Below are 13,635 nucleotides of genomic sequence, written 5' to 3'. Positions count from 1 at the left end.
AACAATGTCTTACCTACAAGAATATCAGGCTTCCGTTAGCGGCCCCGCTGACTTTTGGGCCAGTAAAGCCAATAAGCTTGGCTGGTTTAAACAGCCTAGCCAGATCCTCAGTAACCACGACGGCCAATATCAATGGTTTGCCGATGGTGAACTGAATAGCTGCTACTTGGCGCTGGATTATCATATTGAACAAGGTCGTGGTGAACAATGCGCGCTGATCTATGATTCGCCAGTTACCAATACCAAACAACGCTTTAGTTATTTAGCCTTACGTGATGCCGTGGCCCGTTTTGCGGGCGTATTACAAGCACAGGGTGTAAGCAAGGGCGATCGGGTAGTTATTTACATGCCGATGATCCCAGAGGCTGCCATTGCCATGTTAGCCACCGCCAGACTGGGCGCTGTGCACTCGGTGGTCTTTGGCGGCTTTGCGCCACACGAATTGGCGGTGCGGATTGACGATGCCACCCCAAAAGTGGTGATTAGCGCCTCTTGTGGTATCGAAGTTAATCGGGTGATTGCCTATAAACCTTTGCTAGATAGCGCGCTGGAAAAAGCCAGCCACCAACCTGATCGCTGCATTATTTTTCAGCGTCCGCAACTGGCCGCCACAATGCAAGCAGAACGCGATTTAGACTGGCAAGCGGCAATGGCCGTGGCAGAGCCAGCCGCTCCCGTCGCAGTTAAAAGTACCGATCCGCTGTATATTCTGTATACCTCTGGTACAACCGGCAAACCCAAAGGCGTGGTGCGTGATAATGGTGGTCATGCCGTTGCACTGACTTATAGTATGAAGGCGATTTACAATATGGATCCGGGCGACGTGTTCTGGGCTGCCTCGGATGTCGGCTGGGTCGTTGGACACTCTTATATCGTTTACGGGCCCTTAATGGCTGGCTGTACTACGATTTTGTATGAAGGCAAACCCGTGTTCACCCCAGATGCAGGCGCTTTTTGGCGTGTCTGTGCAGAGTATGGTGTTAAAGCTATTTTCGCGGCGCCAACTGCTTTTCGTGCTATTCGTAAGGAGGATCCCGAGGCCAAGCTGCTGCAACAATACGATTTAAGTAAGCTCGAAAATATTTTTATGGCGGGTGAGCGTTTAGATCCCCCAACCTATCATTGGGCGTGTGAAGTGGCGGGTAAACCGGTGATTGATCACTGGTGGCAAACCGAAACTGGTTGGTCTATCTGCGCGAATTTAGCGGGTGTGGAATTATTGCCAGCAAAACCAGGTTCAGCCACGCGGCCTGTGCCTGGTTATAACGTACAGATTTTGGATGACGAAGGCAAAATCCTTGGCGCCAACGAGCAAGGTAATATCGCCATTCAACTGCCGCTACCGCCTGGCTGTTTAAGCACGGTGTGGGGCAATCCTGAACGCTACACCGCGGGCTATTTAAGCCAATTTCCGGGCTACTATGCTACTGGCGACGGTGGCTATTTAGATGAAGACGGCTATTTGTTTGTAATGGGACGCACCGATGATGTCATTAATGTGGCAGGGCATCGTTTATCTACCGGTGAAATGGAAGAAATTATTGCTTCGCACCCAGCGGTGGCAGAATGTTGCGTGATTGGTTTGCCTGATGAGCTTAAAGGCCAGCAGCCAGTGGGTTTTGTGCTACTTAAAAATGGTATAACAACCGATCCTAAAGCAATAGAAGCTGAACTGGTCGCCTTGGTTAGGCAAGAAATTGGCGCCGTTGCCAGCTTCAAACGCGCTTTAGTCGTGCCGCGCCTGCCCAAAACACGTTCGGGGAAAATTTTGCGTAAACTGCTGCGACAAATAGGCGAAGGCAAAGAGTATCAAGTCCCGTCTACCATTGACGACCCGGCCAGCCTCCCCGAATTAGCAGAGATCATGAAACAACACGGCCTCACCTAACTGGTCCAACCGCACTCCGGTACCGGTCAGACCTCTGAGCTCAGTCCGGTACCGGAGTGCTGTGGATAAACTGGTCGGGCCGGTACCGGAGACGTGTGGATAAGTTAGCGGGGGAAGCTGTGGCTTTGCACAGCTAAGCCACGTCGGGTTTGTACTTGCCAGCTACCTCCGCTAGGAATGTTGCTGGTATCGCGACAGAATTGCCCAGTGCTTTCGTTAAGGGCCATCACCATCGTCTGGTCTTGCTGCTGCAACAACAGATTTACGCCATCAGCCTGACTTGGAATAACCACACACACCTGCCCTGCTCGCTCTTCAACACGAATACCTGAAGCGGCTAAGGTGTTAGCGGCAGTGGCGCTGGCTTGTGGCATTTGCTCATGATGTAACAAGCGCTGACCATCGAATAGTGACCAAGCCAGTAATTGGCCACCACTTGACGTTAATGGCACCGCAAAGCTGATTTGCTCAGGGCTATCGCCATGCCCAAACGTTAACTTTTCAACAGGTATCGGCAAAGGTGCACCTTGGCTAAATTCTGCCAACACTCTAAAACGACTTGCAACTCTAGCCTCAGGTAACCTTGTTATCTGCATAGCTTGTAACACAGTAGGCACAGCAGCATCATTTAATTCAAAGCGATAAAACATCGCAGGTTGTGCCCCTAAACTGCGCGCCATCGTAGCTGAAGTTGTAACCGCTGCCGAGACACCCGCCAGCCGCAAATGCAGCGCCGGCGAATCTTGTCGTTCAGTAATGTAATCTTGTACTAACTCTAGGTTGTAGTCCGACACGTGTTCATTATTACAATAACTCATCACATCGCGATAAATAGTCGGCGATAACAAGCTATTAAAAGATAAAGGAACGCCCCAGGTACCAATTAAGCCATTAGCATAGGGGTAATTAGGATCAATGCCAGAGGGATCACCACAAGGCGCATGCTGTAAATTTAAGTTATGCCCAAGTTCGTGGCTTAAAATATAATCAATCTGGCCAAAAGGCACTACGCCAACACCCGAGGTACCAGGTCGGTACGCCATCCCGGCAAAGCCATCGCTATTCATGTCGCGAGTGTAATAACCATAATAAAAACTGCGCCCACCTTCAGCAGCCCGTAAATCAAACAGCTCGCCCAACATTGTCGAGTTACTATTTTGATCAGGTGCAGTAGTCAGACGGTAAGGCTGTCGATTAATTACGTTTACACTAGCAAAAGGCCAAACGGTCAAAATAGAGTTTTCGATTAAACTGTTTGTAGGCGGTGTGGTGATCGTTTCCCCCAATTGGAAGGGCACTACAGTTAAATCAATACTATTAACCGCTGCAAATTGCGGTTCAATCAGGCGCTCGGCTTGGCCACCTATAGCATAGGCTACTTGAATACCGGACTTAGCCGCTGCAGCCGGCAATGTGATCAAATAACTCTCAGATAAATTGCCCGCTTGTTTTTGTGTTGGCAGCCGAGCTGGCGCAGCAACGGCTAGCGGGGTTCTGATACCGGCATCAATCAGCCACGCTTGCACTGGCGGAGGAGCAGCATTAGTCGATGATAAAACATGTAACCGCAGTTTCGCTTCTCGATTAGGAACCAAGAAAGGATTATTTTTCACCACAATTTGTAACCAATCAGAACTATGCAAATAGGGATCGGGTAATCCTGCAGCGTTCACTACCACGCCAGCATCGGCCCTATCCCAGGTTCGAAATAAACCGTTATCAATAATTAAATGCGGTTCGGCAATATCTAAATTAATATCTGAAATTAACCAGCTTCGTTGCAGGTGGCAGTTCTCCAATACCTTTGCAGGTACGCGCGGTTGTTGTTGTCCTAAATTGAAGTGCAATTCACAACGCCAAGGGCCTTCATCAGTGCTATTTAGCGACCAATCTAAACGCAAGCCGTTATTATCCAAAACAGCGCTAACAGCGAGATCCTGGATTAAATTCTCACCTGCAGAGCATCCAGTATTAAAAGGCACTGCCCAATCATATACTTGCACAAAGTTGCCGCGCCCTTGCAGCTCAGTGATTACAGCCGTAGCACGGGCAAACCCCTGAGTTTTCAGGCAGCCCCCCAGATACACAGCGCCATTATTTGTTGGGAATAGACTTAATAACGGTTTGATATCAAAGACCTGAGTGCCATAAATAGATAAGGTTCTTAAGTTACTCAGGCCTTGTAAGGCAGTAAGATTGCTCAATAAAGTATAGTTAGCGGAAAAATCCTGTAACAGGTTGAGCATCGAAATACGCTCTGCCGAGGTAAAGTCGGTATCATCGACATGCAGCGTTTTTAAGGGCAAGGTCGCTAATACACTAAAGGCATCATCGGGAAGTGGATTACTATTCAAGTACAAATCCGCTATGGGTAGTGATGTTAACTCGGTTAACTCTGTCAGTCGGTTGTTTCTAATGTTCAAGAAGTTTAATTGCGTTAAACCGGCCAACTGCGGTAAACGGCTTAGTTCTAAATTTGCCAACGATAGGTTACGTAACGCACTAAATTGCCTGAAATCAGGTAACTGCGCGGCAGGGTTTCGGCCTATGTACAACGCCGTTAAATTGGTCGGCGATTGCGCAGACAATAAATTCAATACTGAAAAGTTACTGATTCTATTGTTAGAAATATCTAAAAACTGCAACGCTGTGGCGTATTGCAGCCCATCTAAACGGGCGATATCGCGGCCAGCTGCATTCAGTGAAGTCAGTTGCGCGACCCGAGCAGCGGTGATCGCCTGTGAGGCACTTAGCCCTAATGCCGATCTAACAGCTTGTGCTAAGCGCACATCGGCAAATTCAATGTTTTCTGCATTATTGAACTGAGCAACAATGGCGCAATCGGCTGTTACATTTTCAACGATAAATTTATTATCCTCGAAGTAGCCAGTACAGCCGTCTAATTGTTTGAAACGAAAACCATTATCTGGCTGCAAAGTAAACTCAGCACGGCCACCAGCAGCTAATGTTATGGTTGCCGGGGTGATAGCACCACCACCGCTTGAGGTTGCAGACAAGGTATACATTGCGGGCTCAAAGCTAACATTCACAGTACAAGCCGCCGTGATAGGCGCAGTAACATACTCCAGCCCTTGTAAAGTACCACCACAGCCGGTAGCACTGGCTACCGTATAACCTGCTTCCGGTTTGAGCGTAAAGGTGAGTTGTTGATTAAAATTAGCCACTTGCTCGGCAGGCGTTATTACGCCACTACCCTGCACTTGGGTTTGTACGGTAAAGGTTAAAGCAGAAAAGCTGGCATTGACTGAACAGGCAGAGGTAATGGGCGCAGTAGTAAAGCGCGTACCTGAAAGAGTGCCACCACATCCAGTAACACTGGCCAAACTAAATCCCGTATTGGCAGTCACATCAAAAGCGGTTGTCTCACCATGTTGCACATTAACCAGCGCAGGAGTGATAGAGCCGCCATTACCTGCAGCAGCCGATACAGCATAACTCAGTCGGTTAAAGGTGGCAGTAATGCTACAATTGGTTGCTATCGGCCCAGTTCGATAAGTATTACCTGAAAGAGTCCCGCCGCAACCGCTCACGCTTACCAGCTCAAATCCAGTGTCAGCTGTAACCGTGAAAGTAGCTGTTTGCCCTGCAGAAACCGTTATCGTAGCCGGTGAAATACGCCCGCCGGTGAAATTACCAATCTGAATAGTAAAGGTTTGCGGCGCAGCAGAACCACCGCCCCCACCGCCACAAGCAGTAAGCCCAGACAAAACCAAAGCAGCAAACAATAGAAACTTTGTTTTCATAAATACACATCACCTTGGTTAAAGCCCACCCTAATAAACATAGCCACCCACGCCCATTAATGCCACCACAACTTATCAACACGTCTCCGGTACCGGTATGACCTCGGAGCTCAGTCCGGTACCGGAGACGTGTGGATAAACTGGTCGGGCCGGTACCGGAGACGGGTGGATAACTAGGTGGGGAATTGTTGTTTGCGAATGGTGGCTAAGGATTTTCGGCATAAATAGTACGTCAGCGGCCGGGTTAGTAATGGGTATACCACCACCAGTAACACCACATAGCCAACAATGGCAATGCCGTCTGCTCGGGCAATCATAATGAATAATGCCGATAAAATAATCAGCTTAACAATGTTTAACGAGATTTTAGTCGGTGCAGGTAAACGATCGGCCGCCGTGCGCAATACTTGCATGCGCTGCGCAAAATTAAGCCCCGCTAATTCAGGAATACTTTGACTATTAAAATACAACATATCAATGCCCATAACAGAATACATTCTTTATTTACGCGCTATGGTATTACGAGATCAACAGGAAAGCAAAAACGGAGGCAAAAGCCTCCGTTTTTATAAACACCAAGATATCAAAACTTAGTTAACAAAAGGCGAACGCATCTCTGTTTGATCAATTAGCTTAATGGGTCGATTAAGTGGCTGTCCGCCATCACGTCCAATGGGTACCCAAGGAATTTGCCCACGCCCTTTCGAAGGTTTAATGGTGAATAAATCAAAGGGAATCGAGATATAGAAGCCTTTAGTAAAACTACCCTCACCGTATTCTTCGGCTGAAACATCAGTAATGGCCGCATAAGCCCCCACTACCATGCCGCTATCGAAACGCTTGGCAAAATCGACATTTACCCCTTTATCTTTTGCCAAAAACTGACCGATATTAAAGGTTAAACGGGTATCAGGTAAAAAGCTGGGCTGCCAATACACGTTCAGATGACCGGTAAAGGTCTTGTAGTCAAAGAAGCCAAAGTCGTTTTCGTACGAGCGTTGCCGTACATAGTTTAAATCTACGCCAAACGATAAAGTACTGTCGACCGGCCGATACAATAGCTCCGCGCCGGCACCGCCGTACATGGTTTCTAAATAGCCGCCATAGGCCTGCGCAAATAACGAGGGCGCGATTTCTTTTTGCCAGTGGCCATACAGGTTTTCTACACCCAAATTACTGCGAGTTACATATTCGCGTACAAAGGTACGCACGCGAGGCAACGGCGTTTCAAAAGCGTCTACCGTAAAATTGAACTTATCAAAATTTTCTAGCAAGGTAATTTTTGCGGTACTGTTAATACCAAACTGGTTATTAAAGCGATAGCCTGCACCAATATAAACCCCACCTTGATACATAAAGAACTCTTCTGGGTTACCAAAAGACTGCACCCAAAAGGTTTCAACACCGGTATAAAAGCCGGTCATATCATTGGTAGTAACTTTGGCTAACTTCGCTTTATCAGGCTGCTGCCGAACATAAGTAGAACGTACATCGGTATTTAACTTCGCATGCGTTACCGCGTCGGCAAAATCGGCAACGTTAATCACCTTTTCAACCTGTGGCATATTACTGTGGTATTCCACTACCCGAATAGTATTAATGTTAGCCGGTAGCTGTGCGGCTATAGCTCGCCCTACACGCTCAGTCGCTTCTTCGTCATGCCGATAAGCGATTTGCTGGCCATGCAAAATAAACTCATCTTTATCCACCGTAATGGCTCTGGGTAAAAAGCCGGCGTTGTAATACAAGTTATGGGTCAGAAGATTAAAATTAATACCATCAGGATTAGCCGAACGATCTTCTGGTACCGGCAACATTGCAGGTTTTACTTTTATTTGGCTTACAGTATTCATATTTAACGCATAATGCACACCAAAGCCTAAGGTATTGCCGCGCTGATAATTTAAATCGAAGACAAAATTATTCCAATGATAAGCCGCCCCAAAGTTAAGGCGACTATCTTGTACTAAAGTACCGGCAAAATCATTTATGTAATCATTGCCTTCATACTCCAGTTTTAATACCAAAGGCTGCCAAGGGGTTTGATACTGTATCCCTGCAAATAACGAGGCGGGTCCTTTAAAAAATTTCGAATATTCAATCTTGCCACCTTGACCTGAAATACCACCAGGCCGAGTACAAAAACTGTCGCGAACTTCACAAAACGGGTTCTTGGTATTACCGGCCTTACCTAAGTAGCCCCAGCCCATGCCTAGGTTAAAATCAAAAGCGCCATAGCGTTTATTAAGTACTACATATTCGCTTTCAAATAAGCCGGTGCCACCAAAATCGCGAAAACCAAAAGCGACTTCGGGTAGGTATTGGCTTTCTTGCCAAAGCCGAAACTTTACGTCTAAGCCTTTATCTTTGTAAGTTTGATCACCACTAAAACCGGGGTCATCGCTATATAAGCGCGTTCTTACATCTGAATAACGGGCAGTAGCTTCCATCCAAGGGAATAACTGTAAACTAACCGACCAAAAACGGTACTCGCCATTATCGGTGTAATTTAACGACAGATTGCCAGAATCGGCCATACGCGCAGTGGGGGTTTGAATTAGGCCTACCCCACCATGCACCATTTGCGACGTTGCGTTAGGGGCTTGCTGCCAAACATAAGGTTGATTACTCGCTTTTACCGCCAAAGGCAAACATAACAAGGCTAAGGCAGAAAGCTTAAACATAGGAAAAGAAGAATGCATTATAAAACCCTATTGACGGCAAGCGATAACACTAAGGTATTTAACTCGGCTAAATCCTTGTTAAACCAGCTGGCACTAAAAGGAATAAACAGCATGGCACCAGGCATTGGCTGCACCAGGTTGTTGGCGGCAGCATGCACTAAGGCTGCTTTAACGTGGCCATCGGGCTGAATTACCCATACTTTGCCAGTATCGGCATAAGCATTTAAACTTACCGCCGCTAAATAGGCCTCAACCGTTAAGGCGCCAATATGCGGAGTATTACGGCTACTGTTTACAGCACCAAAAATCCGCACCTGATCGGGCCGCTCGGTTAGCCTTAGCACATAATTACCCGGCTCAAAGCGCGGGTTAAAAGCCGGATTAATCCGCGCTAAATCATAATCAATGGGCAGTATAATGCGTTCTGCCACCTGCCACTGCTTAATCTCATAAGCAAGCGCATACAGCGCTTGCTGTAATTCTGGCTCGGCATCCGCTATTAAGGCGGTCAGCTTTGCTAAGATTTGTTGTTGCGTTTGTTCAGCCGTTGGCGCTACAGAGCTTGCGCCAGCACTCAACCGAAATAACTGGGCTGCCGGCCAATACCACTGACGATCCAGTGCCACGGGAGCTAACACCTCGTTTAAGCGTGGCGCAGCAGTATAAGTAAATTCTGCTTCATTTAACTGGATTGTTACCGCGGCCTGAGTGTTTGACGCAGGTACTGCCGAAGCAATAGCGCTCGAAAACAACGCAAGATTAAAAAAACAGGACACCACACAAACAGCAGCAAGCAGCATGCGGTAAGTTAGACTAACAAAAGTGCTCATTAAATAGCCTCCGCTGCAATTTGAATACCGGCGCGTTGGAACTGACGAGCCACTTCAGAAATAAAAATTAATTCAATGGGCTGCGCAGCGGGGGTTAACTGTTGATGGCTTTGTAATACGCGCCCAGTAGCGGCGTCTAGCCAAAAGATATTTTGCCAAGTACCGTCAAAACGCCAGTAGGTGGGTTTATCTTGCACGGTGAGGGTTTCTATCACTTTATGCACGGTAATGGCCTGATCAAAAAAAGTCAGGCTTTGGTTGGGAATCACCGTAAAGCGCGATTCAATCACTAAACCATATTCACCCGACTGCCAGTCGGTTGCTCTTAGCCAACGAGCATTGTTAAGGCTATTTATACCCAAACCTGCAGCCGTTTGCGCTTGCGGCAAAGGATCGCTAATCAGGTTACTAACATAAAGTAAATCGTTTTCTAAGCCTAAGGTTTTGGTCACGCGGCCGCCCTGGGTAACCAGCATAGCATTATCGCCGGCTAGCCATTTTAGCTGCTGTTGCTCAATAAACCTTAAACCGAGTACAGCACGCGGGCGCTCGCCGTTACGCACATATAAAAAATCGTGGCCGGTTGTAGTTACCTGCTCATAGGTAAGCACCGCATCCTGCGCAGGGTTTAATACAAATTTATACATCTCAATATAAGAGCGATAAGTGCCGGCACAAGCCGTTAATAACAGCAAAATAGCAGTGATTACACCTAACTTAACAGCGCGCATAAGTAACAACCTTTTTAACAAGCAAAAAAAACCGCCCAAAGGCGGCTTTTAAGAAGTAACACTTAGATGCGAGTAAGAATAGCAGGGTAAGTGCGAGTTACTGGTACAGTAATAGTAGAAGTTGCAGTACCAGTACCGGTTACGGTTACAGTAGTGCTGTTGTTAGTACAAACGCCATCAACTGGTTGGCCATCACCTTCATTACACACTAAGGTTAAGTTGGGTGTAGTAGAGGTAACAGTGCTAGTGGTTGGTGGAGTAATTGGACCTTCTGGTAATACACCAGACTCTTGCGCATTAGAAATAATGGCCGCTAATACAGCAGCTGAAATACCTAAAGTAGTGGCTGTAGCAATAGTCATACCACCAATAGTGGTTACTGAAGTACCTGACGATGCACTTTCCTCAGTTTGCGCTGACACACTAAAAGACATGGCCAAAGCCAGAGTTGCAATAGCTAATTTTTTCATAAAGATTCCCTCTATAGACAGATTTTGAATAAGCATAAATCAAAGTTACAGTATTAGCAATAAAGTGCTGCAGATATCTGCCGCATTTTACTGGTAGGTTTATTAGGCAATTTGCTGCTTAGCATCAGCTGCCAATTCGGCACAACTTAAGGTATCTGCCAACTCCTTTGGTACATGTTGCTTGCTGTCTTTACTGGTAGAGTAAGCCATCTTGGTCAAATTTGCTGACAATTCGTGGTTCACTATACCATTTGCATTGGCCACTTTAGCCAACTGCCCTAACACACTCACAGGGCAAGCCGCATTTACCACTAAATCACTAGTAGCATTACTATAGTTAAATTCGGTAGGCGCACTACGAATTAATTCTATAATCTCTTCTACCGCAAAATTGTTACAGGCTTTGTCTAAGCGTAATAATAAATGCTGCATCTCCTCCCAACTTAAGCAGACTTCGTCTGCCGCCATAATGCGGGGATGCTCGGTATTACGTACATTGTTGCCGACCAGCAGCTCTTCATATAGCTTTTCGCCAGGCCTTAAACCCGTATATTTAATTTCAATATCGCCATGTGGATGTTCAGCATCTCGCACTTCTAAGCCCATTAAATGCAACATGCGGCGGGCTAAGTCGGCAATTTTTACCGGCTCGCCCATATCTAACACAAATACATCGCCGCCTTTGCCCATAGCACCGGCTTGAATAACCAGCTGCGCGGCTTCGGGTATCGTCATAAAATAACGAATAATATCTTTATGGGTAACCGTTATGGGGCCGCCTTTGCGAATTTGCTCGCGGAACAGCGGTACTACCGAGCCAGAGGAGCCAAGAACATTACCAAAGCGCACCATGCAAAACCGGGTACGGCTTTGATATTGCGCTAAGGCTTGCAAAACCAGTTCTGCTAAGCGTTTAGACGCCCCCATCACATTGGTGGGGCGCACAGCTTTATCGGTAGAAATAAGCACAAAGGTTTCAACGCCGGCTTTAATCGCCGCATCGGCGGTATACCAGGTGCCAAATACGTTATTACGCACCCCTTCCACCACATTATATTCGACCAAAGGCACATGCTTATAAGCTGCAGCGTGGTAAACGGTATTTACCGCAAAGGTCCGCATCAGGGTTTCTAAACGATTTTGCCGCTGTACCGAACCCATTACTGGAATAAGCGTGACCTCTAGTCCTTGTTCTTTAATGGTATTTTGCAGCTCTTGCTCTATGCTATATAACGCAAATTCGGATAGCTCAAACAGCACTAAAGTTTTGGGCTGGCAATGGATAATTTGCCTACATAATTCCGAGCCAATAGAGCCACCTGCCCCGGTTACCATAACCACCTTATGTTGAATATTGGCATGCAGTAGCTTGGTTTTGGGAGCCACCGCATCGCGACCCAGTAAGTCTTCAATTTTAACGTCTTGCAGCTCATCAATCCGCATGCTGCCATCAACTAAATCACTCATACCAGGGATAGACAGCACCGGTATTGGCAAATACTCAAGCTTATCGAGCACTTCGCGACGGCGCGAACGGCTAGCCGACGGCATGGCTAATAGCACCCGACCAATCTGTTTTTGTTTAATCAGGCTAGCAATGTTCGCAGGACTGGCCACAGGAATGCCCAAAATGGTCGAGCGCTGCAAGGTCGAATCGTCGTCGACGAACATAACTGGCTGATACTGATCACCGTTTAATAAGGCTTGGGCTAACTGCCGACCAGAGGAGCCTGCGCCGTAAATTAATACGCGGGTTTTATGGCAATTGTTATTAGGTTGCAACAACATTCTGGCAGCAAGACGCACACCACCTGAAGTGACCAAAGCTAATAAGCCATACACAATGACTAAGCTGGCACGTTCTTGTACGCCCAATAAAGCAAATAAGCCAGCTAGAGCAAAACAGCTCCCTAAAATACCTAAAAGAACCGCACCTAAAGCATGCTGCCCCATAAAGCGGATCACTGCTCGGTATAACCCCAACCGGGTAAAGATAAGTAGCGTAAGAAATAAGGTAATAAAAAAGGCTAAAGCAATCAGCTCAACCTGTTTGGTATTACCATTTTGCGTTAATAAAAAAGCCGCACTAATAGAAACCGTTAAAAAAAAAGTATCAATTAAAATTGATACTAATCGCTTTACCGAACGCGGCAGCGATAGCAGCCATGCAAGCATTGTTTACTCCGTACCCCAACCCCAGGGAAAACAGTTGCCTTAGTAAAAAGCGCTAACAACCTTTTTGCGCCTTTAAATAAAACAAATGTCGCTATACTGAAAATACAGTATAGCAGCATTAAAAAATAATTAAATTATGCCTTTGTGCTTGGTAAGTGCGCTAACCACTGGCTAAAAGCAGGGCCAAGCACTTTATCGCGCATACCAAACTCCACAAAGGCCTGCATATAGCCCAGTTTATTGCCGCAGTCGTGGCTACGGCCAATAATATGGTAAGCATTTACCGGCTGCGTTTTCATTAAAATGGCAATAGCATCAGTCAGTTGAATTTCATCACCGGCACCCAGCGGCGTATATTCTAACGCTTCCCATATATCCGGTGAAAATACATAACGCCCTACTACGGCCAGATTTGACGGGGCTTCGTCTACCGGCGGCTTTTCGACTATAGCAGTCATTGGCGTGGTTTCACCCGCTTGCATGGTATGACCTTGCACATCGGCAACACCATAGCTAGAAACATTGGCCATAGGCACTGGCTCAACCATGACTTGGCTAACGGCACTTTGGTTAAATAGCTGCGCCATTTGCGCTAGGTTATCTTGCTTTAAGTTACTGTCGTAACTATCAATTAGCACGTCTGGCAATACTACCGCAAAAGGCACATTCCCAATTAGCGGGCGGGCACAAAGTACCGCATGGCCTAAACCTTTAGCTTGACCTTGGCGCACATGCATAATGGTAACGTCTTTTGGACAAATATTTTGCACTTCTTCTAGAAGCTGGCGTTTTACCCGCTTTTCCAACATCGACTCTAGCTCAAAACTGATATCAAAGTGGTTCTCGATACTATTTTTAGACGAGTGCGTAACCAAAATAATTTCTTTAATACCTGCTGCGATACATTCTTGTACAACGTACTGAATAAGCGGCTTATCGACTACTGGCAACATTTCTTTAGGAATGGCTTTGGTAGCTGGCAACATACGAGTACCCAGACCTGCTACAGGAATAACTGCTTTACGAACCACATTTGTTTTCATAGAACCTTCACTTGATAACTTTTTAAAGCTTAATAATAGCAAGCTGCTTT

The 13,635-nt window shown here is 46.6% G+C and carries 9 protein-coding genes; 1 reads left to right on the top strand and 8 read right to left on the bottom strand.

Going from position 1 to position 13,635, the window contains the following annotated elements; genetic code table 11:
- The first annotated feature begins 4 nt into the window (after positions 1-4).
- Positions 5-1,888, top strand: coding sequence for a propionyl-CoA synthetase (locus tag ACO1PK_RS13095; RefSeq protein WP_423186051.1), 1,884 nt, complete (start codon positions 5-7; stop codon positions 1,886-1,888).
- A gap of 104 nt (positions 1,889-1,992) precedes the next feature.
- On the opposite strand, the gene ACO1PK_RS13090 is transcribed toward ACO1PK_RS13095, so the two are convergent.
- The 8 genes from ACO1PK_RS13090 to galU all read right to left on the bottom strand — a co-directional run bounded on the left by ACO1PK_RS13090 (position 1,993) and on the right by galU (position 13,585).
- On the bottom strand, positions 1,993-5,652 hold the full coding sequence (locus ACO1PK_RS13090; protein WP_423186050.1) for an InlB B-repeat-containing protein: 3,660 nt from the start codon (positions 5,650-5,652) through the stop codon (positions 1,993-1,995).
- 173 nt (positions 5,653-5,825) lie between these two features.
- Complete coding sequence (locus ACO1PK_RS13085) at positions 5,826-6,125, bottom strand: DUF6170 family protein (protein WP_423186049.1); 300 nt, start codon at positions 6,123-6,125, stop codon at positions 5,826-5,828.
- A gap of 117 nt (positions 6,126-6,242) precedes the next feature.
- Complete coding sequence (locus ACO1PK_RS13080) at positions 6,243-8,354, bottom strand: YjbH domain-containing protein (protein WP_423186048.1); 2,112 nt, start codon at positions 8,352-8,354, stop codon at positions 6,243-6,245.
- Positions 8,354-9,166 carry a capsule biosynthesis GfcC family protein gene (locus ACO1PK_RS13075; protein ID WP_423186047.1) on the bottom strand — a complete coding sequence of 271 codons (813 nt, stop codon included), beginning with the start codon at positions 9,164-9,166 and terminating at the stop codon, positions 8,354-8,356. Before ACO1PK_RS13075 ends, ACO1PK_RS13080 begins: the two co-directional genes overlap by 1 nt.
- Positions 9,166-9,897, bottom strand: a complete 732-nt coding sequence (locus tag ACO1PK_RS13070) for a YjbF family lipoprotein (protein ID WP_423186046.1) — start codon at positions 9,895-9,897, stop codon at positions 9,166-9,168. The genes ACO1PK_RS13075 and ACO1PK_RS13070 overlap by 1 nt, the downstream gene beginning before the upstream one ends.
- Positions 9,898-9,959: 62 nt before the next feature.
- Positions 9,960-10,367 (bottom strand): hypothetical protein, encoded by a 408-nt coding sequence (locus ACO1PK_RS13065; RefSeq protein ID WP_423186045.1) that lies wholly within the window; start codon positions 10,365-10,367, stop codon positions 9,960-9,962.
- Positions 10,368-10,469: 102 nt separating this feature from the next.
- Entirely contained in the window at positions 10,470-12,542 is a 2,073-nt protein-coding gene (locus ACO1PK_RS13060; protein WP_423186044.1) for a polysaccharide biosynthesis protein, read from the bottom strand.
- A gap of 134 nt (positions 12,543-12,676) precedes the next feature.
- The gene (gene galU, locus ACO1PK_RS13055; RefSeq protein ID WP_423186043.1) at positions 12,677-13,585 is read right to left on the bottom strand and encodes a UTP--glucose-1-phosphate uridylyltransferase GalU; all 909 of its coding nucleotides are present in this window, start codon (positions 13,583-13,585) and stop codon (positions 12,677-12,679) included.
- Between the last annotated feature and the right edge of the window lie 50 nt (positions 13,586-13,635).

The organism is Alishewanella sp. d11 (assembly GCF_049390205.1).
GTDB lineage: Bacteria > Pseudomonadota > Gammaproteobacteria > Enterobacterales > Alteromonadaceae > Alishewanella.
Note: the sequence above shows the minus strand (reverse complement) of the source record. Positions and strands in the feature narration are given on the sequence as shown.